This is a genomic window from Streptomyces boninensis (genome assembly GCF_048572725.1).
GTDB classification, from domain to species: Bacteria; Actinomycetota; Actinomycetes; order Streptomycetales; family Streptomycetaceae; genus Streptomyces; species Streptomyces boninensis.
In genome coordinates this window covers 1,528,521-1,551,701 of the sequence record NZ_CP183837.1, presented here as the reverse complement: position 1 = coordinate 1,551,701, position 23,181 = coordinate 1,528,521, and the positions used below count along the sequence as shown (strand labels likewise).

Annotated in this window: 17 protein-coding genes and 1 pseudogene; 13 read left to right on the top strand and 5 right to left on the bottom strand. The window is 72.1% G+C overall.

What is annotated here, in order from left to right; translation table 11 throughout:
• Nucleotides 1–20: 20 nt before the first annotated feature.
• The 5 genes and pseudogenes from ACNNMR_RS06950 to ACNNMR_RS06930 all read left to right on the top strand — a co-directional run bounded on the left by ACNNMR_RS06950 (nt 21) and on the right by ACNNMR_RS06930 (nt 8,614).
• Entirely contained in the window at nt 21–3,743 is a 3,723-nt protein-coding gene (locus ACNNMR_RS06950) for a BTAD domain-containing putative transcriptional regulator (RefSeq protein WP_419993638.1), read from the top strand.
• Between the two features lie 96 nt (nt 3,744–3,839).
• A complete protein-coding gene (locus ACNNMR_RS06945) occupies nt 3,840–4,850 on the top strand; it encodes a helix-turn-helix domain-containing protein (RefSeq protein WP_419993637.1) in 1,011 nt (336 codons plus the stop codon).
• A 154-nt stretch (nt 4,851–5,004) separates the two neighbouring features.
• Complete coding sequence (locus ACNNMR_RS06940) at nt 5,005–5,616, top strand: peptidoglycan-binding domain-containing protein (protein ID WP_420000278.1); 612 nt, start codon at nt 5,005–5,007, stop codon at nt 5,614–5,616.
• 11 nt (nt 5,617–5,627) lie between these two features.
• Nucleotides 5,628–6,176 (top strand): annotated as a pseudogene (locus ACNNMR_RS06935) (M23 family metallopeptidase); the annotation flags it as partial.
• 251 nt (nt 6,177–6,427) lie between these two features.
• Nucleotides 6,428–8,614, top strand: a complete 2,187-nt coding sequence (locus tag ACNNMR_RS06930) for an MMPL family transporter (protein ID WP_419993636.1) — start codon at nt 6,428–6,430, stop codon at nt 8,612–8,614.
• Here the strand turns inward: ACNNMR_RS06930 and ACNNMR_RS06925 are convergent.
• Nucleotides 8,551–9,435: a phosphotransferase enzyme family protein gene (locus ACNNMR_RS06925; protein ID WP_419993635.1), complete on the bottom strand. Its 885-nt coding sequence runs from the start codon at nt 9,433–9,435 to the stop codon at nt 8,551–8,553. The two genes, ACNNMR_RS06930 and ACNNMR_RS06925, sit on opposite strands and share 64 nt — an antisense overlap.
• A 220-nt stretch (nt 9,436–9,655) precedes the next feature.
• On the opposite strand from ACNNMR_RS06925, the gene ACNNMR_RS06920 reads away from it, so the two are divergent.
• Genes ACNNMR_RS06920 through ACNNMR_RS06900 form a run of 5 tightly spaced genes read left to right on the top strand, consistent with a single transcriptional unit; the run spans nt 9,656 to nt 16,207 of the window.
• Entirely contained in the window at nt 9,656–11,272 is a 1,617-nt protein-coding gene (locus tag ACNNMR_RS06920) for an ABC transporter substrate-binding protein (protein WP_419993634.1), read from the top strand.
• 42 nt (nt 11,273–11,314) lie between these two features.
• Nucleotides 11,315–12,256 carry an ABC transporter permease gene (locus tag ACNNMR_RS06915; RefSeq protein ID WP_419993633.1) on the top strand — a complete coding sequence of 314 codons (942 nt, stop codon included), beginning with the start codon at nt 11,315–11,317 and terminating at the stop codon, nt 12,254–12,256.
• The gene (locus tag ACNNMR_RS06910; protein WP_419993632.1) at nt 12,256–14,259 is read left to right on the top strand and encodes a dipeptide/oligopeptide/nickel ABC transporter permease/ATP-binding protein; all 2,004 of its coding nucleotides are present in this window, start codon (nt 12,256–12,258) and stop codon (nt 14,257–14,259) included. Before ACNNMR_RS06915 ends, ACNNMR_RS06910 begins: the two co-directional genes overlap by 1 nt.
• Complete coding sequence (locus ACNNMR_RS06905; protein ID WP_419993631.1) at nt 14,256–15,278, top strand: oligopeptide/dipeptide ABC transporter ATP-binding protein; 1,023 nt, start codon at nt 14,256–14,258, stop codon at nt 15,276–15,278. The genes ACNNMR_RS06910 and ACNNMR_RS06905 overlap by 4 nt, the downstream gene beginning before the upstream one ends.
• Nucleotides 15,275–16,207: a dihydrodipicolinate synthase family protein gene (locus tag ACNNMR_RS06900; RefSeq protein WP_419993630.1), complete on the top strand. Its 933-nt coding sequence runs from the start codon at nt 15,275–15,277 to the stop codon at nt 16,205–16,207. The genes ACNNMR_RS06905 and ACNNMR_RS06900 overlap by 4 nt, the downstream gene beginning before the upstream one ends.
• Nucleotides 16,208–16,240: 33 nt before the next feature.
• On the opposite strand, the gene ACNNMR_RS06895 is transcribed toward ACNNMR_RS06900, so the two are convergent.
• Genes ACNNMR_RS06895 through ACNNMR_RS06885 form a run of 3 tightly spaced genes read right to left on the bottom strand, consistent with a single transcriptional unit; the run spans nt 16,241 to nt 18,645 of the window.
• Nucleotides 16,241–17,002 (bottom strand): DNA polymerase beta superfamily protein, encoded by a 762-nt coding sequence (locus tag ACNNMR_RS06895; protein ID WP_419993629.1) that lies wholly within the window; start codon nt 17,000–17,002, stop codon nt 16,241–16,243.
• The gene (locus ACNNMR_RS06890) at nt 16,999–17,679 is read right to left on the bottom strand and encodes a DNA polymerase beta superfamily protein (RefSeq protein WP_419993628.1); all 681 of its coding nucleotides are present in this window, start codon (nt 17,677–17,679) and stop codon (nt 16,999–17,001) included. Before ACNNMR_RS06890 ends, ACNNMR_RS06895 begins: the two co-directional genes overlap by 4 nt.
• Nucleotides 17,680–17,721: 42 nt before the next feature.
• Nucleotides 17,722–18,645, bottom strand: a complete 924-nt coding sequence (locus ACNNMR_RS06885) for an LLM class F420-dependent oxidoreductase (RefSeq protein ID WP_419993627.1) — start codon at nt 18,643–18,645, stop codon at nt 17,722–17,724.
• Nucleotides 18,646–18,672: 27 nt separating this feature from the next.
• On the opposite strand from ACNNMR_RS06885, the gene ACNNMR_RS06880 reads away from it, so the two are divergent.
• On the top strand, nt 18,673–19,308 hold the full coding sequence (locus ACNNMR_RS06880) for a LysE family translocator (RefSeq protein WP_419993626.1): 636 nt from the start codon (nt 18,673–18,675) through the stop codon (nt 19,306–19,308).
• 33 nt (nt 19,309–19,341) lie between these two features.
• Nucleotides 19,342–20,082, top strand: coding sequence for a class I SAM-dependent methyltransferase (locus ACNNMR_RS06875; protein WP_419993625.1), 741 nt, complete (start codon nt 19,342–19,344; stop codon nt 20,080–20,082).
• Here ACNNMR_RS06875 and ACNNMR_RS06870 read toward each other — a convergent pair.
• Nucleotides 20,079–21,266: a thiolase family protein gene (locus tag ACNNMR_RS06870; RefSeq protein WP_419993624.1), complete on the bottom strand. Its 1,188-nt coding sequence runs from the start codon at nt 21,264–21,266 to the stop codon at nt 20,079–20,081. The two genes, ACNNMR_RS06875 and ACNNMR_RS06870, sit on opposite strands and share 4 nt — an antisense overlap.
• 157 nt (nt 21,267–21,423) lie before the next feature.
• Between ACNNMR_RS06870 and ACNNMR_RS06865 the strand changes: the two genes are divergently transcribed.
• Complete coding sequence (locus tag ACNNMR_RS06865; protein WP_419993623.1) at nt 21,424–23,166, top strand: pyruvate dehydrogenase; 1,743 nt, start codon at nt 21,424–21,426, stop codon at nt 23,164–23,166.
• Nucleotides 23,167–23,181 lie beyond the last annotated feature (15 nt).

Here is a 23,181-nt window from a genome sequence, read left to right as displayed (position 1 = left end):
CGGGTCATAGGCTGCCGGTTGTGGTGGGGATACGGGTGCTGGGGCCGCTGGCGGCCGAGGTGGACGCGGATGACGGGGAGGCCGCCGACCTGGGCGGCCCGCGCCAGCGCGCCGTACTGGCGCTGCTGGTCACCGCGCGCGGCGAGGCGCTGTCCGCGGACCGCATGATCGAGGACCTGTGGGGGAGTGCGGCGCCGCCGCGGGCGCTGGCGTCGCTCCAGGCGTACGTGTCGAACTTGCGCCGGGTCCTGGAACCCGGCCGCTCGCCGCGCACGCCCGCGCGGCTGCTGGTGAGTGCCCCGCCTGGTTATGCGCTGCGGTTGGCCGAGGACGCGGTGGACGCGTGGCGCTTTGAATCCGCGGTACGCAGCGCCGACGCCCTGGTGACGACGTACCCGGCCGCGGCGCGGGCCGCGCTGGACGCGGGGCTGGCGCAATGGCGCGGCGAGGCGTACGCGGAATTCGCCGACGCCGCGTGGGCGGTAACGGAAACAACCCGCCTCGCCGAACTCCGCCTGACGGCGCGCGAGCTGCAGGCAGCGGCGACGCTCCGCCTGGGCCATGCGACGGAAGCCGCAATAGCCGCGGAGACGCTGACGAGATGCGGCCCCCTGAGGGAGGAAGGCTGGCGCCTACTGGCGCTGTCCCTCTGGGCCGCCGACCGCCGCGCAGACGCCTTGGCGGCCCTGCGCCGCGCCCGCGATGTCCTGGCGAACGAGCTGGGCTTGGACCCGGGCCCGGGTCTACGGGAGCTGGAGACGGCGATCCTGCAGGGGCGGGAGGAGCTGCTGGCGGAGGCCGTGGGGCCGGCGGCGGCCGTGGGACCGGCGGAGGCCGTGGGACCGGCGGAGGCTGCGACCGGCAGCACTGCCGCGCCCGCACCCGCCGCGCCGGCCGGGCCCGCGCCTGCCACGCCCGCGGGGCCCGCGTCTGCCGGGCCTGCGTCTGCCGGGCCCGCGTCTGCTGCGCCTGCTGCGCCCGCGTCTGCCGGGCCTGCTGCGCCCGCGTCTGCCGCGCCCGCAGCCGCCGCACCCGCGCCCGTCACGCCTGCCGGGCCCCTGCCCTCCCCGCCCGCCGAGCTCGCGGGCTCCGTACCGCACGCCACCTCGCACGGCTTCGTCGGGCGCGAGGCTGAGCTCGGCGTGCTTGCGCGGGTCGCGGCGGATGCCCGTACCGGCGGGGCCCGGGTGGTGCTCGTCAGCGGTGAGGCCGGGGCCGGGAAGACCAGTCTGCTGGCGCGGGCGTCTGCCGAGCTGCGGCAAGGCGGCTGGGTTGTGGCCACCGGCCGCTGCCCCGAGACGGATGGCGCGCCGCCCGCGTACGCCTGGGAGGAGGTCGTCGGCGCGGTGGCCGCCCACGCGGCCCCGGACCAGCGCCTGACCACCGACCTCGCACCGCTCCTGCGCGCCGGCGGCGCACCCGGACCGGCAGCCCTCCCCGCGCCCGCACCTCTCCCCGCGCCCGCACCTCTCTCCGCGCCCGCATCTCTCTCCGCGCCCGCGCCTCCCCCCGAGCCCACGGCTGAACCGGACCCACCGACAAGCCACGCCCCCCGCCCCACCCCCGGTGGCCCCCCGGCCACCGACCGCTTCCGACTCCACCGCGCCCTCTGCGCCTGGCTGGCGACCGTCGCCGCAGAGCACCCCCTCGCCGTCGTCCTCGACGACCTCCACCGCGCCGACGCCGAAACCCTCGCCCTCCTGGCCGCCGTCGCCGAAGAAGTCACCGGCCCTCCGCTCCTCCTCATCGCCGCCTACCGCCCCGACGAGGGCGACCTCACCGCCGTACACGCCCGCCTCGCCCGCCGCACCCCCCTCCGCCTCCCCCTCGGGGGCCTGGCGCCGGCCGACGCCGTGCGGCTCGTGCACACCGTGGACGGCGTCCCCGCCGAAGCGGCACCGGCGCTCGCCGAGCGCGCCGCCGGGAATCCGTTCTTCCTGCTGGAGAGCGCACGCATGGTCGCCGACGCCGGCGTCTACATGCCCGGCGACGTCCCCGAGGGCGTACGCGACGTCCTGCGCCGCCGCTTCGGCCGGTTGCAGGCGCCCGCCCTCTCCGTACTCCGCCTCCTGGCCGTCGCCGGCCGCGAGGCGGAAGCCGAGGTGCTGATCCGGGCCGCCGATGCCGACGAGGACACCGTCCTCGACGCCCTCGACGCGGGCGTCGAAGCCGGGCTGCTCACCGAACCCGCCGACGGACGCGTGCGCTTCACCCACGCCCTCGTCCGCGACACGCTCCACGCCGACCTCACCCGGCTGCGCCGCGCCCGCATGCACACCCGCATCGCCGCCGCCCTCCGCGACCTGCGCCCCGACGACGTATCGGCGCTCGCCCACCACTACCTCCAGGCACCCTCCGCCGACACCGCCCGACCAGCCGTCGAGTACGCGCTGCGCGCCGCCGACCTCGCCACCCGCCGCTATGCCCACGACGCCGCCGCTGCCCTCCTCGCCCGCGCCGCCCGCTGCCTGGAGGAGCACCCGGCCGCCTGGCAGGGCGAGGACGTCAGGGCCCGCCTCGTCGACGTCCTCGGCCGTCTGCTGCGGGCGCAGATCCGCGGCGGGCGCGTCACCGACGCCCTCGCCACCCGCGGGCGCGCGATGGATGTGGCCGAGGAGTTCGACCGCCAGGACCTGCTCATCGAGGCGCTCACGGCCTGGACCGAGCCCACCGTGTGGGAGAACCGCGACTACGGCGGCCCGGACTCCCGCCCCGCCGCCGCCCTGCACCGGCTCCTCGCCCGCGACGACCTGACCCCGGTCACCCGCTGCCGCCTCCTCGAAGCCCTGGCCTGCGCCCTCGACTCGGACGGCACCGGCGCGGCGAAGGAAGCCGCCGCCGAGGCGGTGCAGCAGGCCCGTACCCTCGGCGAACCCGAGCTCCTGGCCCAGGCGCTGAGCACGCTCAGCCGGGTCTCGGAATGGGAGGCGGACCAGGCCCCGCGGGAGGCCCTCGCCGCCGAGCTGGCGGAGCTCGCCGCCGCGCACGACCTGCCGGGCTATGCCTTCATCGCCGAGTACGTGGCCACCGGAGTCGCCGCCTTCCGCGGCGACCTGCGCACGATGCGCCGGCACCGCGAACGCGGCCGCGAGATCGCGGAGACCCACCGGCTCAGCGACCAGGCGGCGATCGTCCGCGTCCAGGAGGCGGCCCTGGCCATGGCGGCCGGCCGGCTCGAGGAGGCGGAGCGCGGTTACGGCGAGGCCATCCGCCGGATGCGCGCCAACGGCGCCCTGCACGCCGCAGGCCTGGAGACGATCGTCCACTTCTCGCTGCTGTGGCTGCGCGGCCGGCCGGAGGAGGGCGTGCCGCTGTTGCGGGCCGCGCAGAAGCAGTACGGGCCGCTGGTGGGCGACGCGCTCGCCATCGGCCTGGCCGCGGCCGGCGACGAGGCGGCCGCCCGCGAGGCACGCGCCGAACGCCCTCCGATCCGCCGCGACTTCTTCTACTCCCTCTTCCTCGCCATCCGCGCCCACGCCGCCCTCGCCCTACGGGAGCGCGAAGAGGCCGCGGAACTGCTCACCCAACTCCACCCGGTCCGCGACCAGATGATCGGCGCGGGCAGCGTGGCCGTGGCGCTGCAGCCGGTCGCCCTCACCATGGGAGAGGTGGCGCTGCTCCTCGACCGCCCGGCGGAGGCCCGTGCGCACTTCGAGCGCGCGGCCGAGGTGGCCCGCCGATGGGAGTCCGATTGGTGGGTGGCCAGAGTGCGGGAGACGCTGGCTCGGCTCCCCGACGCGTAGAGACAGCCGTACGGATGCCTTGACAGCGCGGCTGTTCAGCGCTCGCCTGGTGTGTTCAGGTCAACCGGCACCGGACGTACCGGACGTGGAGGGGCGATGCTGCGGGTGCACTTCACCGCCGAGGATCTCGCGCGGGTGCGCGTCGCCTCGCGGCCCGACTTCCTCTGGGAGATCACCAACAGCATGCAGACGCTGCAACGCCGGGACGGCGCCCGCGTGTTCGGCGAATGGCGGCGCTGGGCCAGGCCACGGGTCGCGGACAGCGGCCGGCTGCTGTCGCACCTGCTGCCGCCCAGCGGCTACTCCCCGGACTTCCTCACCCCCACCCGTGGTGACCGCGGCACCCTGCAGTCGGCCGTCGACACGCTGCTGCGCACCCCGCGCCCCCGCCTGCGCGCCGACCTCGCCCGCATGGCCGCGTACCGCGAACTCCCGCGCTGGGCCGTCTCCATGGCCGGCGGCGACAGCGCCGCGCTGCGCCGCCTCGCGCAAGCCATGCAGGCGTACCACCACACGGCGATCGCCCCGTACTGGCGGCGCATCCAGGCGCACATCGACGCCGACCGCATCCAGCGGCTGCACGACCTCCTCGACGGCGGTACGGACGGACTGCTGGAAGGGCTCGGGCCCGCAGTCCGCTGGGAGCCGCCGGTGCTGGAGGCGCCGTATCCCGTCGAGCACGAAATCCGTCTTGACGGGCGCGGGCTGACGCTGGTGCCGTCGTTCTTCTGCTGGCCGCGGCCCTTCACGCTGGCCGACCCGGGCCTGCCGCCGGTGCTGGTCTATCCGATCGAGCACACCGCCGACTGGGCGCTGCCCCGCCCCGGCGACCGCGCCGCGCCGGCCGACGACGCGCTCGGCGCCCTCGGCGCCCTGCTCGGGCACACCAGGGCCGCGGTGCTGCGCGCGGCCGCCACCGGCTGCTCCACCGTCGAGCTCGCCCGTCTCCTCGACGTCACCCATCCCGCCATCAGCCGGCATGTGAGCGTGCTGCGCGACGCGGGCCTGGTCGTGACCGTACGGCGCGGTGGCCGGTCCTTCCACGTCGCCACCCAGGAGGGGCGAGTGCTGCTGCGCAGCGCCGGGCGGGGCGAACTCCCGTCGTAGCGGCCGTAAATGCTGGCTTTCATTGTTTGCGCCATGACAGGTGCGCTCACCACTCTGGTCCGGCTGTGCACACCCCCCACCGACGAAGGAGTGTCAGGTGCGCATACGGACCAGAACCGCGATACCCGCCGCCGTGCTCGCCGCCGCGGCCGGCATGTTCGCCGTCCCCGCGGCCACCCAGGCGGCGCCGCCGAGCGCCACGGCGGCCAAGTCCGGGCATGGCATCGAGTGGTTCCAGAAGCAGCACGGGCTCAAGCAGACCGGCAAGGTCGACGCGAAGACCGCCCAGGCGCTGCAGGACGCCCCCAACGCCGAGCTGAAGCAGACCTTCGCCACCCCCGCCGACCTCGGCCCCGAGGAGCTCGCGAACGCCCGCACCGTCATCGGCGTCGGCAAGGGCGCCTCGATCCCCGAGCAGGGCATCGTCATCGCCCTGATGACGGCCATGCAGGAGTCCAAGTTCGTCAACTACCTGGAGCCCGTCGACCACGACTCGCTCGGCATCTTCCAGCAGCGGCCCAGCACGGGCTGGGGCACGCCGGAGCAGATCACGCACGTGCCGACGTCCTCGAAGTCCTTCTACGGGGTAGCCGACTTCGGCAGCAATCCCGGGCTGATCCAGATCGACGGCTGGGAGACGATGCCGCCCGGCGAGGTGTGCCAGGCGGTGCAGGTGTCCGCCTATCCGGACCGGTACGCGCAGTGGGAGCAGTTCGCCCGTGATCTGCTCGCCCAGGAAGGCCCGTCGGTGGAGCCGATCCCGTGAGCGGGCACGGCATGCGCCTCAGGGCGCGCAGGCGGCTGCTGCTGGCCGTGATCGCCGCGCTGGCGGCCCTGGTCGGCCTGGGCACCGCCACCGCCGCCGCGGGGGAGGAGTCCCCGGCCGCCGCGCCCGACTTCAAGGCGCCTTTCGCCTGCGGCCAGTCATGGACGTACAGCCACCACTCCGCAGAGGTCCGCCGCGCCCTGGACTTCGTCCGCGACGACGGCGGCGAGACAGCGGGCGCCCCGGTGCTGGCCTCGGCGGCAGGCACCGCCACGCAGCACTACGAGGACGGCGGCGCGGGCAACTACATCGTCATCGACCACGGCGACGGCTGGCAGACGTACTACTTCCACCTGGACGCCTTCTCGGTCGACGACGGCGCGCAGGTGGCCCAGGGCCAGCAGGTGGGCACGACGGGCGCCACGGGCAACGTAACGGGCCCGCACATCCACTACGAGCAACTGCTCAACGGCGAGGGCCAGGACATCACGATCAGCGGCACCGCCCTCCCGTACCCGGGTGAATACGGCCAGGAGTCCCTGACCAGCGACAACGGCTGCACGTAAGCAATCGTCCCGGGCCAGCCGGTCCGGCCCCTCCCGGGGGCGCTGACGCGCCTCCGGGGGCAGGCGTCCCGCAGGGCGGGACGGGTGGGCCCGGGACGTTTCGCGCAGCCGCCCCACCCAACCTGCACCGCGACCAGGCCAGGCGCCCGCCACCCGAGACTCCAAGCGACTCCCAAGAGGCCCCCAAAGCCCCACCCGCAGGGTGATCCGTAAGAAGAACTCGGACCACCCCGGAGGGGAACCGCATGTCCCGCCTGCTCGGCCGCCTAGGCGGCGGTGCCGCCGCCCACCCATGGCGCACCATCTCCGCCTGGCTGCTCACCATCGCCGCCGCCGTCGCTCTGATGACGACCTTCGGCGGCACGCCCCAGGACGACTACACCGTGCCCGGCACGCCCTCCCAGGCAGGCACGGACTTCCTCACCGAGCGCTTCCCGGAGATGTCCGGCACCAACGCCCGCGTCGTCGTCCATGACGCCGACGGCGACCGGCTCCCGCAGCAGGTGCTGAAGGACGTCCGCGAGCGCCTCACCCACATCGAGGGCGCGGCAGCCGTCGACCGCCCCCAGCTCTCGCGCGACGGCGACACCGCACTGATCGCCGTCACCTACGACATCCCGGTCACCGACTTCAGCGGCAGCGACGGCACCGACGCCCTCCGCGACGCCGCCGCCCCCGCCGAGAAGGCCGGCCTCGACGTCGAACTCGGCGGCCAGGTCCCGGAGAACATCACCAAGCCCAGCGGCACCGCCGAAGCCATCGGCTTCGCCGCCGCCCTGATCATCCTCCTCCTCGCCCTGCGCTCCCTCACCGCCGCCGGACTGCCGCTCGTCGTCGCCCTGGCCGGTCTCGCCCTCGGCACCGCCATCGTGACCCTGCTCTCCGCCGCCACCGACGTCAGCACCATCGCGCCCACCGTCGCCACCATGGTCGGCCTGGGCGTCGGCATCGACTACGCGCTGCTCCTCGTCGCCCGCCAGGCCGAAGGCCTGCGCCGCGGCCTCACCCCGCGCGCCGCCGCGGCCGAGGCGACGGCGACCGCGGGCGCGTCCGTCGTGATCGCGGGACTGACGGTGCTGCTGTGCCTGTTCGGGCTGCGGCTGACCGGGCTGCCGGTCTATTCGTCCTTCGGCTACGCCACCTTCGCCGCCGTCGGCGCCGTGATGGCCGCCGCGCTCACCCTCGTCCCGGCGCTGTGCGGCCTCGCCGGGCACCGGCTGCTGCCGAAGGCCGAGCGGCTCGGGCTCAAGACCCGTAACAACGAAGCGGCCAAGCCCAAGCGCCGCCCGCTCACCGAGCGCTGGGCGCGCACCGTCGTCCGCCGCCCCATCCCGGCCGCGCTCGGCGCGCTCGTCGTGCTGCTCGCGCTCGCGGCGCCGCTGCTGGGCATGCGCACCTGGCCGCAGGACGCGGGCAGCCAGCCGACGTCCAACACCACCCGGCAGGCGTACGACCTCGTCGCCGACGAGTACGGGGCGGGCGCCAACGGCCCGCTCCAGGTCGCCGTCGACCTCGACAAGATCCCCGCCGACCGGCTCTCCGGCCTGCGCAAGGACCTCGCCGCCGACCCGGGCGTGGCGTCCGTATCACCGCCCGCCCTGAACGCGGCCCGCGACGCCGCCGTCATCAACGTAACCCCGAAGACCGGGCCCCAGGACGAGGCCACCCCCGAACTCCTCGACCGCCTCCGCGCGGACGCGCTGCCCGCCAACGGCGCGGAGATCACCGGCACGGTGGCCGTCTTCGCGGACATCTCCGACCGGCTCGCGGAACGGCTCTGGGTGGTCATCCCCTTCGTCGTCGCCCTCGCGCTGATCCTGCTGACGGTGCTCTTCCGGGCGCCCATCGCGGCGCTGAAGGCCTCCGTCATGAATCTGCTGTCGGTGGCCGCCGCCTACGGCGTGATGACCGCCGTCTTCCAGTCCGACGTCGGCGCCCGGGCGCTCGGGCTGCCGCACGAGGTGCCGGTGTCGAGCTGGGTGCCGGTGCTGATGTTCACCGTCCTCTTCGGCCTGTCGATGGACTACGAGGTCTTCCTCCTGTCCCGGGTACGGGAGGACTGGCTGGTCACCCGCGACCCGCACGGCAGCGTCGTGCGCGGCCTGTCCGCCACCGGACGCGTGATCACCAGCGCGGCGGCCATCATGGTCGCGGTCTTCACCGGCTTCGCGATCGACCCCGACGTGACGGTGAAGATGATGGGCTTCGGGATGGCGGTCGCGGTCCTCGCGGATGCCACGATCATCAGGATGGTGCTGGTTCCGGCCACGATGACGCTGCTCGGCAACGCCAACTGGTGGTGCCCCAAGTGGCTGGCCCGCATCGTCCCGGAGCCGCGAGTGGAGGGCGCCCCGCCGGCCGCCGGGGATCAGTCCGACAGCCGCGACTCCGCCAGCTCCACCCAGCCCGTCAGTTCGTCCTCGGGGAAGTGACGGATAGCCCAGTCCGCCATCCGCAGGCTCAGATGCGCCCACGCGGGCCGCAGCACGGCAGGCGGTAGCTCATCCAGCAGGGCGTCGATCCGGTGCACCACGGCCGGGTCGACGTCCTGCTGCGGGTGCACGCCGAAGCGCAGATTGACCAGGTCGAAGGCCGCATCCCCGCGCGCCGCACCGTCCCAGTCCACGACGCCGGTGACGATGCCGCCGGACTCCAGGACATTCCCCGGGTGGAAGTCTCCGTGCACGGCATCATCACCCGGCAGCACATCGCCGAACTCCTCGCCGACCGCCCGCACCCGCCGCACCAGATCGGCCGTCCGGGCGCTGTGGGCGAGCGGCGGCTCGTGCAGGCAGTGGCCGGGACCCGAGGACAGCAGATGGAGGGGCCGTACGGGCACCGACACCCGCCCGGCCAGCGCCCCCACATGCCGGGCGCGTAGCTGAAGCACCTGCTCCAGCAGCCCCGGCGTCAACAGATCGATCTTGCTCCCGGGCAGCAGCTCCTGCACCACCGCCACGTCCTCGCCGAGCTGCACCGCCAGCTCCGTCGCCGGTGCCGGATAGCCGCTCGCCCGCAGCGCCTCGGTCACCGCCAGCGGGCCCACTTCCATCTCGGCGAGCGTGACGCCGGGCCGCCAGGTGAGTACGGCCCGGTGGCCGTCGTCGCGGCGTACGTAGGCCGCGCCCACCTCGCCGCCGGGGCAGCGCCCCTCGACGGCGTAGCGGACGCCCGTGGCCGCGTGGACAGCCGCCGCGATACGGGTGGGGTCGAGGCGTTCTGCCCGGTTCCAGGTGGCGGGGGAAGTGGTCATTCGCCGCAGTATTGCCGTTTCGCGGGCGTCGCCGCCAACACCTTGCTGGTCACCGGCAGATCACGCATTGGGCAGGACTCTTGACCCGCCGTCGCACCACCTCTTATGTTCCATCCGCTGGACATAGGACGTAGGACCTCCCATCTGCTACCTACCACCCGCGCACTTCCCAGGGACAGGGAAGGACGCGGCGACCCGCACCCCTTCTTGGAGGCACCCCGTGAGCGATGGCCTGAACCGCCGGACCTTGCTGAAGTACACCGGCGCGCTCGGCGCCGCCGGTGTGATCACCACGACCCTGTCCGCCTGCGGCGGCGGCCCCAAGTCCACCACCGACACCGGCGACGGCAAGGGCGGGACGGCCGACAACCTCACCGTCGTCATCGGCTACGGCAACGACCAGACCTGGGACCCGCTGATGACCGCGTCGGCCTTCGCCATGGCCGGCAACCACCACATCTACGAGGGCCTGCTCGACACCGACCCGATCACCCGCAAGCCCTACGCCGCCCTCGCCACCGAGGCGCCGTCCGACCTGAACGCCACCACGTGGAAGTTCACCCTCCGCGACGGCGCCAAGTGGCACGACGGCAAGCCGGTCACCGCCGACGACGTGGTCTTCACCTTCGAGCGGGCCCTGGACGAGAACACCCAGAGCCTCGCCTACAGCTTCTTCTCCGGCTGGCTGAAGGAGGTCAAGAAGGTCGACGACAAGAGCGTCGAGCTGATCCTGAACTTCCCCTTCCCGGACGGCGCGGCCCGCCTCACCCTCGCGAAGATCATGCCGAAGCACGTCTTCGGTACGAAGAAGGGCCTCGACGACGCCATCAAGGGCAAGGCCGTCGGCTCGGGCCCGTACAAGCAGGCCTCGCACACGCCGAAGACCAACACCACCTTCGAGGCCTTCAAGGACTACAACGGGCCGCGCAAGGCGAACTTCAAGAAGATGAACTGGCTGACGATCGTCGACGGCCCGGCCCGCGTCGCCAAGATCTCCGGCGGCAGCGCGGACGCGCAGATCGCCGACAACATCCCGTACGGCGACATCGCCCAGCTGGAGAAGGGCGGCCTCACGGTCGAGGGCGGGGCGGGCATGAACCATCTGTTCCTGCTCTTCAACACCAAGCACAAGCCGTTCGACGACGTCCGGGTGCGGCAGGCGCTCTTCTACGCCATCGACACCGACAAGATGATCAAGGCGGCGCTGAAGGGCAAGGGCAAGGCGGCCACGTCCTTCCTCAACGAGGCCAACCCCTCGTACCGCAAGGCGAAGACGGTCTACGCCTACGACCCGGAGAAGGCGAAGAAGCTGCTGAAGGACGCCGGGGTCAGCGACCTCAAGGTCACCCTGGACGGCTCCAACGTCACCTGGATCTCCGAGTGCCTGCCCACCATCAAGGCCTCCTGGGACGCCATCGGCGTCAAGACCGAACTCAACATCCAGGAGACCGGCGCCCTCTTCACCAAGCTGGACCAGAAGAAGGACTTCCAGGTGGTGGCCTCGGCCTCGAACCCCAACCAGTTCGGCCTCGATGCCGACCTGATCATGCGCTACAACTACGGGCCCAAGAACCTGTGGATGACCACGTACTCCCGGTGGGGCGCCAGCTCCGACGCCAAGCGCCTCTTCAAGCAGATGGACGCGGCGACGAAGGAATCCGACCAGGAGAAGAAGAAGCAGATGACGCAGGACTACATCGACGTCGTCGCGGAAAACGCGGTGCTCTACCCGGTGGTCCACAACGAGCTGCTCACCGCCTGGGACGCCAAGAAGCTCACCGGCGTCAAGGCGCAGCCCTATCCGGGCGTGAACCTGCTCGAAGCCAAGCCGGCGTAACCAGCAACTGCTAGGAGCACAACTGTGGCCGCAATAGCCAGAATGCTGGCACGCCGCATCGCCCTGCTCGTACCGCTGCTGCTCGGGGTCGTGCTGTTCGTGTTCCTCGTGATGAGGTTCGCGGACACCGACCCCACCTCGGCGTACTTCCAGGGCGCGAACCCGACGCCGGAACAGATGCACCAGTTCCGCGAGGAGAACGGGCTGCTCGACCCGCTGCCGGTCCGCTATGTGAACTTCGTCGGCGACCTGCTGCAGGGCAACATGGGCATCAGCGTCCTCACCCGCGGCGAGGTCCTCGACCAGGTGACCACCGCGCTGCCGCTCACCCTGCAGCTCACCTTCATGGGCCTGGCCATTGCCGTGGTCCTCGCCCTCGTCGGGGGCATCGTCGCGGCGGTCTACCGCGACCGGCTGCCGGACCAGATCATCCGTGTGGTGTCGCTGGTCGGCGTGGCCGCGCCCGCGTTCTGGCTGGCGCTGCTGATGATCCAGTATCTGGCGGTCGACGTCGGCTGGTTCCCCACCAGCGGATACGTGAATCCGGCGGACTCCTTCAGCGGCTGGCTGAAGACCATGACGCTGCCGGCCTTCTCGCTGTCCCTGCCGGTCGCCGCGCAGCTCACCCGCATCGTCCGTACGTCCATGGTCGAGGAGCTCGACAAGGACTACGTGCGCACGGCCACCGGCAGCGGCCTGCCGCCGTTCGTCGTGGTCGGCCGCAACGTGCTGCGCAACGCCCTCATCACCCCGCTCACCGTGCTCGGCCTGAGGGTCGGCTATCTGCTCGGCGGCGCGGTCGTGATCGAGACCATCTTCGCGCTGCCCGGCATGGGCAACCTGCTGATCTCCGCGGTCAAGAACGGCGACCCGGCGGTGGTGCAGGGCGTCGTGATCACGGTCGCGGTCGGCTTCGTGCTGGTGAATCTGCTGATCGATGTGCTGTATCTGCTGGTCAACCCGCGGCTGAGGGGAGCTGTCTGATGGTGTTCTCCTCACGTTCCAAGCTGGTCGAGACGCTGTCCCGGCCCGGCATCCGGCTGCGCCGGCTGCCGCTGCTGTCCAAGGTCGCCGTCGGCGTCATGGGCGTGGTCATCCTGGTCGCGCTGCTGGCGCCGCTGCTCTCGCCGCACGACCCGTACGAGCAGTACGACGTGGTCGGCGACGGCTCACCGTCGGGCGACCACTGGCTGGGCCAGGACCACCTCGGCCGCGACATCCTCAGCCGGCTCATGTACGGCGCCCGCTGGTCGCTCGCCATCGGCCTCGGCGCCACCGTGCTCGCACTGGCGGTGGGGGCGGCCCTCGGCGCCTTCGCCGCGACCGCCCGCAAGGCCGTGGACGAGCTGGTGATGCGCTGCCTCGACGTGGTGATGGCCTTCCCCGGCATCGCCCTGGCCGTCACCTTCGTGACCGTCTTCGGCGGCAGCATCTGGGTCCTGATCTGCTCCATCGCGTTCCTCTTCACGCCGCCGATCGCGCGGGTCGTACGGGCGAATGTGCTGGATCAGTACGGCGAGGACTACGTGGTCGCCGAGCGCGTGATCGGGGCCCGTACCCCGCATATCGTCCTCAAGCACGTGGCGATCAACTGCGCCGCGCCGATCCTGGTCTTCTGCACCGTGCAGGTGGCGGAGGCGATCGTCTTCGAGGCCTCGCTGTCCTTCGTCGGCGCCGGCATCCGGCCCCCGGAGCCGTCCTGGGGCTCGGTCATCGCCGACGGCAAGAACATGGTGCTCAGCGGCGGCTGGTGGGCGACCATCTTCCCCGGCCTGGTCATGCTGCTCACGGTGCTCGCGCTGAATATCCTCTCCGAGGGCATCTCCGACGCCTGGGCGGCCCCGGCCGCGCGGAAGGCGGAGGTGCGCAAGGAGGCGGAGAAGGCCGACAAGCTGGAGGCGCCCGAGGCCGGCACCGGCAAGGTGCTGGAGCTGCCAGGCCTGGAGACGGCGGCGCAGCGGCTGCGCCAGCGCGCCCGGCCGCTGCCGCAGGGCGAACCGGTGCTGGCCGTCAAGGACCTGCGGATCGGCTTCGACGAGCGGCACGACGGCGTCGACATCGTCGACGGCATCTCCTTCGACGTCCGCCCCGGTGAAGTCCTCGGCCTGGTCGGGGAGTCGGGCTGCGGCAAGTCGCTGACCGCGCTGACCGTCATGGGCCTGCAGCCGGACGGCGCCCGCATCGGCGGCAGCGTGCACTTCGACGGCAAGGAGCTGGTCGGCATGCCGATGAGCCGGCGGCGCCCGCTGCTCGGCCACGACATGGCGATGATCTACCAGGACGCGCTGTCCTCGCTGAACCCGGCGATGACGATCCGCGCCCAGCTCAAGCAGCTGATCCGGCGCGGCGGCACGAGGTCGGCCGAGGAGCTGCTGCAGCTGGTGGGCCTCGACCCGGTCCGTACGCTCAAGAGCTATCCGCACGAGCTCTCCGGCGGCCAGCGGCAGCGCGTGCTGATCGCGATGGCGCTGTCCCGCGACCCGAAGCTGATCGTCGCGGACGAGCCGACCACGGCGCTGGACGTCACCGTGCAGGCGCAGGTGATCGAGCTGCTGCTGCGGCTGCGCGAGGAGCTGGACTTCGCGCTGATCCTCGTCAGCCACGACCTGGCGCTGGTCGCGGACGTGACCGACCGGGTCGTGGTGATGTACGGCGGCCAGATCGTCGAGACGGGTGTGACGGCGGACCTCGTCGAGGCCCCGAACCACCACTACACCCGCGGCCTGCTCGGCTCCGTCCTGTCGCTGGAGTCGGCGCAGGAGCGGATGACGCAGATCAAGGGCGTCGTGCCCTCGCCCGCCGACTTCCCCGCGGGCTGCCGCTTCGCGGACCGCTGCCCGCTGGCGAGCGAGGTGTGCCACACGACGGCGCCCGCGCTGGAGGGCGACGGCGTACGGCACTCGGCGGCCTGCCACCACCCGGCGGGGCGGATCGCGACGGTGCCGGTGCAGCCAACGAAGCGAGACAAGCGAGAGGCCGTCTCATGAGCAAGACCGACCTGCTGACCCTGCGCGACGCGCATGTCGTGCACAAGGCGCGGACGGGCGGCCTGCTCTCCCGCGACCGGGTGTACGCGCTGACCGGCGCCGACCTCACGATCGCGGCGGGCGAAACCGTCGGCGTGGTGGGGGAGTCGGGCTGCGGCAAGTCCACCCTCGCCCAGGTGCTGGTGGGCGTGCAGAAGCTGACGCAGGGCAGCATCGAGCTGCACGGCAAGGACCTGTGGTCCATGGCGGCGGCCGAGCGCCGGGCCGCCGTCGGCACGGGTACGGGCATGATCTTCCAGGACCCGTCCACCGCCCTCAACCGCCGCCTCACCATCCGGCAGATCCTCCGCGACCCGCTGGACGTGCACCGCCGCGGCACGGTGGCGCAGCGCGAGGAGCGGGTGCGCGAGCTGATGTCACTCGTCGGCCTGCCAAAGGTGCTCGAGGACGCGCTGCCGGGCCAGCTCTCCGGCGGCCAGCGGCAGCGCGTCGCGATCGCCCGCGCGCTGGCGCTGGAGCCGGAGCTGGTGGTGGCGGACGAGCCGACATCGGCGCTGGACGTGTCGGTCCGGGCCCAGATCCTCAACCTCCTCCTGGACCTGAAGGAACGCCTCGGCCTCGCCCTGGTCTTCGTCTCGCACGACATCCAGACGGTGCGGCGGATGAGCGACCGGGTGATCACGATGTACCTGGGCCGGATCGTGGAGGAATCACCGGCGGCGGAGATCACGGACGCGGCGCGGCACCCGTACACGAGGGCGCTCTTCTCGGCGACCCCGGGGCTCCTCGACCCGATCGAGCCGATCCCACTGATCGGCCCGGTCCCGTCCGCCACCCGCCCGCCGAGCGGGTGCCCGTTCCGTACCCGCTGCTGGAAAGCGACGGACGAATGCGCCCGCACGATGCCGGACTTCGCCACCAACGGCGACGGCGCCGTCCACCGCTTCCGGTGCCACCACCCCGTAGCCGCCGGTGAGTCCACCCGCGAACTCGTCACCCAAGCAAAGGACCACGCATGACCCTTCCCGCACCTCTGACCGGCGTCGTACCGCCCGTCTGCACACCCCTGACGCCGGAATACGAGGTCGACACCGGGTCCCTGACGAGGCTGGTGGACCACCTGGTGGGGGGAGGGGTGGACGGACTCTTCATCCTCGGCTCGTCGTCGGAGGCCGCGTATCTGCCGGATGGCCACCGCCGCACGGTCGTGGACACGGTCGTACGGCACGTGGCCGGGCAGGTCCCGGTCCTGGCCGGCGTCATCGACATGACGACGCTGCGCGTCCTGGACCACGCCCGCACCGCGCTCGCCGCGGGCGCGGACGCGCTCGTCGCCACGGCGCCGTTCTACACCCGCACCCACCCGGCGGAGATCGACCGGCACTTCCGCGAGCTGGCAGGGCGCACCGGCGCACCGGTGTTCGCGTACGACCTCCCGGTGTCGGTCCACACCAAGCTCGCACCCGAGCTGGTGCTGAGCCTGGCGGCGGACGGCGTGCTGGCGGGCCTGAAGGACTCCAGCGGCGACGAGACGTCCTTCCGCAAGGTGATCGCGGGCGCGCGGGAGACGGCGGCGCCGGGCTTCAGCGTGCTGACGGGGTCGGAGACGGTGGTGGACGCGGCGATCGCCATGGGCGCGCATGGCGCGGTCCCGGGGCTGGCGAACGTGGACCCGCAAGGCTTCGTCAGGCTCTACGAGTACGCCCGGTCCGGCGACGCGGAAAAGGCGCGAACGGAACAGGAGCGGCTGCTGGAGCTGTTCGGCATGATCACGGCCGGCGACCCGGCGCGGATGGGCATGAGCTCGTCGGCGCTCGGCGCCTTCAAGGCCGCCCTCCACCTCCGCGGCGTCATCGCCTCCCCGACGACCGCGCACCCCCAGATCCCCCTGTCCCCGGCCGAAGTAGACCACGTCCGCGCGCACCTGACGGCCGCGGGCCTGCTCTGACCGCAGGGGACCGCGGGAACCCCGGGGCCCGGCTCAGCACCCGCTGAGCCGGGCCTCCACGAGCACGCCATTGAGCGCATCCCGCGCCACCGGCTCCTCCGGTAGGGCAGTGGCCTCCTGCGCGGCGTCGAGGACGCCATGCAGCACCGCCACATCGTCCGCCAGCCGCTCATGCCCTGGCGCATCCGGCACGTCGGCCAGCAGGCCGTGCTCTGCGCCGGCCTTGGCCCGTACGAGATCGGGCAGATACGCGGGCGACGCCACCAGCCCGGCCAGCGCCGGCAGGTCCGCCAGCACCTCGTGCGTACGCATCAGGTGGATGCCCGTGAGCAGCACGCGGAAGGTGTACAGCAGCGGCTTCAGCTCCCCGTTCTTGGCGAACAGCTCCCACTGCGTGCGCGCGAACCCGCGGTAGTGATGCGCGTGGTGCCGGGTCAGGAGTCCGGGCGCCAGGGCGACGAGCTCGGCGTGGACCGGGGTGGTGTGCACGACCAGCGGCGAGAGCAGCTGCTCCAGCACGTAGCCGTTGCGCTTGAGCAGCAGCCGGGCGAACTTCGCGAGGTCGTGCGTGACCAGGTCCATCTCCGTACCCTCGCGGTCCCACATGCGGCTGACCGTCTCCCGCGGCGCCGGCAGACCGACGACCTCGCGGAGCGGCAGCAGGTGCGCGCCGCGCAGGTCGATGTCGGAGTCGGCGGAGGGGAAGCCGTAGAGGTGGGCGCCGGAGACGGTGGCGAAGACCAGCTCGTGCTCGTACGACGCGGTGACGGGCGTCAGATCGGGCAGCTCTCTCACAGCGACCTCTCTCGTACGGACACCAGCCACTTCTCGACCGCCGCCGCGTCCGGGCGCTCGGGCAGAGGGCTGGTGTCGAGGGCGGTGTCCAGGCGGGTGGTCAGGGTGTCGCGCCAGGCGATGACTTCCTCCCACGGGAGTTCGCCGCGGCGGACGGTGAGCAGGCGGTCGCGGCTTTCGCCCACATCCACCCGCAGCTCCCCCGTGCGCAGCAGCGCCTCGCCGCTGATCAGCAGCCGCAGCAAGTGCAGTACGTGCTTCCAGCGGGGGGATCCCTCGCGCTCGATCCGTGAACGGGCCTTCGCCAGCTGGGCGTCCGCGTAGCGGCCGAAGGTGCGGTGCACCTCGCGGGAGAGGAAGGCCGGGGCCAGCGCGCGCAGCTCGTCGCCGAGCGGTGTGGACAGCTCCGTCAGCGGGGAGTGCAGCACCTCGAGGATGTTCGGGTTGCCCGCGAGCGCCAGCTCGCAGAAGCGTTCCACCTCCCAGCTGAACTGCTCCGGGAGCGGGCCCTCGACATGCTGCGGGGGTTTCGACAGCCGCCAGAAGTCGCGCGTCGGCGCCACGTACACGCCGCGCCGGTCGGTGTCCGAGTCCTCCGTGGCCAGGCCGAAGGCACGCGATCCTGCGACCACGCGCAGGATCGTGTGCTCCTCGACCAGCCGCACCCCGTTCGTCATGCGGCCATGGTGGCCACAGCGCAGCGGCCGCGGCCAGCGGTTTTACGGCAGTTGGGGGGCCACCGCGGACGCCACCAGCTCCAGGTGGTCCAGGTCGGACAGGTCCAGGAACTGCAGGTAGACGCGCTCGGAGCCGATGGCCGCGAACTGGGCCAGCTTGTCCGCCGCCTCCGCCGGCGTGCCGGCGATGCCGTTCTCCTTCAGCTCCGCCACATTGCGGCCGATCGCCGCCGCACGCCGCGCCACCTCCGCGTCGTCCTTGCCGACGCAGACGATCAGCGCGTTGGAGTACGTCAGGTCCTCCGCCTTGCGCCCCGCCGCCTCCGCCGCCGCGCGCACCCGCGTGAACTGCTCCTTCGACGCCTCCAGCGAGCCGAACGGGACATTGAACTCGGTCGCGTAGCGCGCCGCCAGCGCCGGCGTCCGCTTCGCACCGAACCCGCCGACGAGGACCGGGATCCGCGCCTGGGCCGGCTTCGGGAGCGCGGGGGAGTCCTTGAGCTGGTAGTACGTGCCGTCGTACGAGAAGGTCTCACCCGGCGCGGTCTCCCACAGCCCCGTGATGATCGCCAGCTGCTCCTCCAGCCGCGGGAACTTCTCCTTCGGGAACGGAATCCCGTACGCCGTGTGCTCGTCCTCGTACCACCCCGCGCCGAGCCCGAACTCGACGCGCCCGCCGGACATCTGGTCCACCTGCGCCACCGAGATCGCCAGCGGCCCGGGGAGCCGGAAGGTCCCGGCGGTCATGAGGGTGCCGAGCTTGATGCGGCTGGTCTCGCGGGCGAGGCCGGCGAGGGTGATCCAGGCGTCGGTGGGGCCGGGGCCGCCGTCGACGTCGCCCATCTTGAGGTAGTGGTCGGAGCGGAAGAAGGCGTCGTAGCCCAGGTCCTCGGTGGCCTTGGCGACGGCGAGGAGGGTGTCGTAGCTGGCGCCCTGCTGAGGCTCGGTAAAAACACGTAGATCCATGGGAGCCATTCTGCAAGGCTCGGGCCCATGGTTGATGCACACCTCTACGGAGCGTTTCTCATCGCAGCCTTCGCGCTGTGCATCGCGCCGGGGCCCGACATGATGTTCATCGTGGCGATGGGCGGCCGGGGCGGCCCGCTGACCGGCGTGCTCGCGGCCACGGGCGTGGCCCTGGGCATGCTCGTCCACATGGTCGCGGCGGCGCTCGGCCTCTCGGCGCTGTTCGAGAACCTGCCGGTGCTGTACCACGTGCTGCGCTGGGCCGGGGCGGCGTATCTGCTGTGGCTGGCGTGGAAAGCCTTCCGCGATCGCGGGGAAGTCACCGAGGACGCGGGGGTGGCGGCCGCGGGCCCGCGCCGCCGCAGAGCCTTCTGGCAGGGCATGGTGACGAACCTGCTCAATCCGAAGGTCATCATGTTCAACATCGCCTTCCTGCCGCAGTTCGTCGACGCGGGGCGCGGCCACGTCGGCGGCCAGCTGATGATCCTGGGCGTCTCGATCGTGGTGATGGGATGGATCAGCGACAGCTGCATCGGCCTCGCCGCCGGCCGCCTCTCCCAGCTGATCCGCCGCAGCCGCCGCTTCAACCGCGGCCTGAACATCTTCAGCGGCACGGTCTTCGCCGGCCTCGCCGTCCGCCTCGCCGCCTCCTCCCCGAAGTGACCGCGAAGCCGAAGTGACCCTGGAAGGACGCCTGTGGTCGACCGCCTCTTCTCCGAGCCGCGCCTCGCCGAGCTGTACGACGAGCTGTGCGCCGGCCGCCCGGACTTCGCCTTCTATCTCCCGCTGGTACGGAACGCCGGCTCCGTCCTCGACGTCGGCTGCGGTACGGGAGAGCTGCTGCGGCTCGCCCGCGAGGGCGGGCACGACGGGCGGCTGACCGGGCTCGATCCGGCGGCCGGGATGCTCGCGGTGGCGCGGCGACACCGTACGGACGTGGAGTGGGTGTCCGGCGACCTGTCCACCGTGTCGTACGACGCGGAATTCGACCTGATCGTCATGACCGGCCACGCCTTCCAGGTGCTGCTCACCGACGACGAGGTGCGCGGCACGCTCGCCGCGATGCGGGCGGCGCTGGCACCGGGCGGGCGAGTCGTCTTCGAGACCCGTAACCCGGCCGCGGAGGCGTGGCGGGAGTGGACGCGCGACCGGGCCGAGGAGACGGCGACGGGGTCGGACGGGGTCGTCAGGACCTGGGGCGGGGTGGATGAGGTGGACGGGGAGTACGTCACCTTCAGCTCCACCTTCGTGTCCGAGGCATGGGACACCCCCGACAACAGCCGCAGCACCATTCGCTTCCTCGGCGCCGACGCGCTGGACGCGTTCCTCGACGAGGCGGGCTTCGAGCTGCTCGACCGGTACGGGGACTGGGACGGCAGCGCGTACGGGCCCGGCAGCCCGGAGATCATCTCGATCCTGGCCCGCAGGGGCCGTTAGTCGCGCTCGACCAGCACCGCCGTGCCCTGCCCGACCCCCACGCACATCGTCGCCAGCCCCCGCCGCGCCTCGTTCCTGCGCATCCGGTGCAGCAGCGTCGTAAGAATGCGGGCGCCCGAGCAGCCCAGCGGATGGCCGAGCGCGATGGCACCGCCCGTCGGATTCACCAGCTCAGGATCGACGCCGAGCGCGTCCACGCACGCGACCGCCTGCGCGGCGAAGGCCTCGTTGAACTCGGCCTCTTCGACGTCGCCCACCGCCCAGCCCACGCGCCGCAGCGCCTTCTCGGTCGCCGGTACGGGCCCGATGCCCATGACGTCCGGATGTACGCCCGCGCTGGCCCCGGCCGCGTACCGGCCCAGCGACTCCAGGCCGAACTCCGCCAGGGCCTCCTCGCTCACCAGCAGCAGCCCGGCGGCGCCGTCGTTCATGGGGGAGGAGTTGCCGGCCGTGACCGTGCCGCCCTTGCGGAAGACCGGCTTCAGGCCCGCCAGTTGCTCCGCCGACGTCGCCTCGCGGATCGACTCGTCCGCCGCTACGACGGAGCCGTCCGCTCGCGTCACCGGCAGCAGTTCGGCGTCGAAGAGGCCGTCCTTGCGGGCCGCGGCCGCGCGCTGCTGGCTGCGCAGCGCGAAGGCATCCTGCCGCTCGCGGGAGACGCCGTGGCGCGCCGCCACCTCCTCGGCGGTCTCGCCCATGGGGAGCAGCCCGTGCAACTCCTTCATCTCCGGATTGACCAGCCGCCACCCGAGCCGGGTGTCAAAGGTCTCCATCTTGCGCGGAAAGGCCTCGTCGGGCCGCGGCAGCACGAACGGCGCCCGCGACATCGACTCCGAGCCGCCCGCGATCACCACGTCCGCCTCGCCCGCGGCAATGGCGCGGGCCGCGGTCGTCACCGCCTCCAGGCCCGAGGCGCACAGCCGGTTCACGGTGGCGCCCGGCACGGACTCCGGCAGTCCGGCGAGCAGCGCCGCCATCCGGGCGACATTGCGATTGTCCTCACCCGACTGGTTGGCGGCGCCCCAGTAGACGTCGTCGATGCGCGCCGGATCGAGCCCGGGCGCACCCGCAAGCAGCCCGCGCACCACCCCCGCGGCCAGGTCATCGGGCCGTACGCCGGAAAGCGCCCCGCGCAGCTTCCCGATCGGGGTCCGGCGGGCGGCAGCGAAATGGACAGCACGCACGGCGGCTCCTCAGCTACTCAAGCTCATCAAGCTACTGAAAACTAGCGGTGTTAGTTTGTCGACTATAGCCCCCACGCCACCGGGGGTGAAGGGACGTCGCGAACGTGTGCGATCTAGGATCGAAGGTGCGCGACAGCCCCTGACGGAGGAGAGCGGTATGGCTACCCCCAAGATTGCGGACCAGCTGGTCGAGGTGCTCCTGCAGTATGGAGTGAAGCGAATCTATGGGGTGGTCGGCGACAGCTTGAATCCGCTCGTGGACGCGATCCGGCGCAGTGACGGCGCCATCGAGTGGGTGCACGTCCGTAATGAAGAGGCCGGTGCCTTCGCCGCCGCCGCCGAGGCTCAGATCACCGGCGAGCTGGCCGCCTGTGCCGGGTCGTGCGGGCCTGGCAATACCCACCTGGTGCAGGGTCTATACGACGCCCAGCGCAGTGGCGCGCCCGTGCTCGCCATCGCATCCCATATCCCCTCCCATCAGATCGGCAGCGGCTTCTTCCAGGAGACCCACCCGGAGAAGCTCTTCGACGAGGCCTCCGGCTACTGCGAGCTCGTCTCCCAGCCGGAGCAGATGCCGCGCATCGCCCGCATTGCCGCGCAGCACGCCATTGGCGCGGGCGGCGTCTCGGTGCTGGTCATTCCCGGCGACATCGCCGACAAGCCGGCCGCGCACCCCACGGGCCGTACGGTCCCGTGCGTCCGCCCCGGCACCGTCACCCCGGACGCGCAGTCGGTGAGCGAGCTGGCCGGGCACATCAACTCCGCGAAGACGGTGGCGGTCTTCGCCGGCGCGGGCGTCCGCGACGCGCACCAGCAGGTGATGCGGCTGGCCGACACCGTGAACGCGCCCGTGGGCCACACGCTGCGTGGCAAGGAGTGGATCCAGTTCGACAACCCGTACGACGTCGGGATGGTCGGGCTGCTCGGCTACGGCGCCTGCTACGAGGCGTTGCACGAGGCCGATCTGGTGCTGCTGCTGGGGACCGACTTTCCGTACGACGCCTTCCTGCCGCAGGCGAAGACCATCCAGGTCGACAAGGACCCGACGAAGCTGGGCCGTCGCACGCCGCTCGAGCTGGCCGTCCATGGGGATGTGGCGGCGACGCTCGACGCCGTGCAGCCGCTGCTGGAGCCGAAGAAGGACCGGCGGTTCCTCGACGAGATGCTGCGCAAGCACGAGCGCTCGCTGACGAAGGTGGTCGAGGCCTACACCTCGAACGTCGACAAGCACGTGCCGATCCACCCCGAGTACGCGGCCCGGCTGCTGGACGAGCTGGCGGCGGACGATGCGGTGTTCACGGTCGACACCGGCATGAACAACGTGTGGGCCGCGCGCTATCTGACCCCCAACGGGCGGCGGCGCGTCATCGGGTCCTTCACGCACGGGACGATGGCGAACGCCCTCCCGCATGCGATCGGCGCTTCCGCCGCCGACCGCTCGCGGCAGGTGATCTCGCTGAGCGGCGACGGCGGGCTGAGCATGCTGCTCGGCGAGCTGGTGACGGTGCGGCAGCATGACCTGCCCGTCAAGACGATCGTCTTCAACAACTCCTCGTTGGGGATGGTCAAGCTGGAGATGCTGGTCGACGGCCTTCCCGCGTACGAGACCGACCACGCGCCGGTCGACTACACGGCCATCGCGAAGGGCGTGGGCATCCCCGCCTACCGGGTCGAGAAGCCGACCGAGATCGCACATGCGCTGCGGGACGCCCTGGCTACGAAGGGGCCGGCGCTGGTCGAGCTGATCACCGACCCCAACGCGCTGTCGATCCCGTCAAAGGTCACGCTGGAGCAGGTGAAGGGCTTCGCCCTGGCGGCTGGGCGTACGGTGCTGGACGGCGGTGTCGGCACGATGCTGGACATGGCGCGGTCGAATCTGCGGAACATTCCGCGGCCTTGAGGCGGTGAGCGGCCC

Coding starts and splice junctions, on each gene's coding strand:
- ACNNMR_RS06945 (WP_419993637.1), top strand. CDS start 3,840: ATGCTGCGGGTGCACTTCACCGCCGAGGATCTCGCGCGGGTGCGCGTC.
- ACNNMR_RS06940 (WP_420000278.1), top strand. CDS start 5,005: ATGTTCGCCGTCCCCGCGGCCACCCAGGCGGCGCCGCCGAGCGCCACG.
- ACNNMR_RS06930 (WP_419993636.1), top strand. CDS start 6,428: ATGTCCCGCCTGCTCGGCCGCCTAGGCGGCGGTGCCGCCGCCCACCCA.
- ACNNMR_RS06925 (WP_419993635.1), bottom strand. CDS start 9,435: ATGACCACTTCCCCCGCCACCTGGAACCGGGCAGAACGCCTCGACCCC.
- ACNNMR_RS06915 (WP_419993633.1), top strand. CDS start 11,315: ATGCTGGCACGCCGCATCGCCCTGCTCGTACCGCTGCTGCTCGGGGTC.
- ACNNMR_RS06910 (WP_419993632.1), top strand. CDS start 12,256: ATGGTGTTCTCCTCACGTTCCAAGCTGGTCGAGACGCTGTCCCGGCCC.
- ACNNMR_RS06905 (WP_419993631.1), top strand. CDS start 14,256: ATGAGCAAGACCGACCTGCTGACCCTGCGCGACGCGCATGTCGTGCAC.
- ACNNMR_RS06900 (WP_419993630.1), top strand. CDS start 15,275: ATGACCCTTCCCGCACCTCTGACCGGCGTCGTACCGCCCGTCTGCACA.
- ACNNMR_RS06890 (WP_419993628.1), bottom strand. CDS start 17,679: ATGACGAACGGGGTGCGGCTGGTCGAGGAGCACACGATCCTGCGCGTG.
- ACNNMR_RS06885 (WP_419993627.1), bottom strand. CDS start 18,645: ATGGATCTACGTGTTTTTACCGAGCCTCAGCAGGGCGCCAGCTACGAC.
- ACNNMR_RS06880 (WP_419993626.1), top strand. CDS start 18,673: ATGGTTGATGCACACCTCTACGGAGCGTTTCTCATCGCAGCCTTCGCG.
- ACNNMR_RS06865 (WP_419993623.1), top strand. CDS start 21,424: ATGGCTACCCCCAAGATTGCGGACCAGCTGGTCGAGGTGCTCCTGCAG.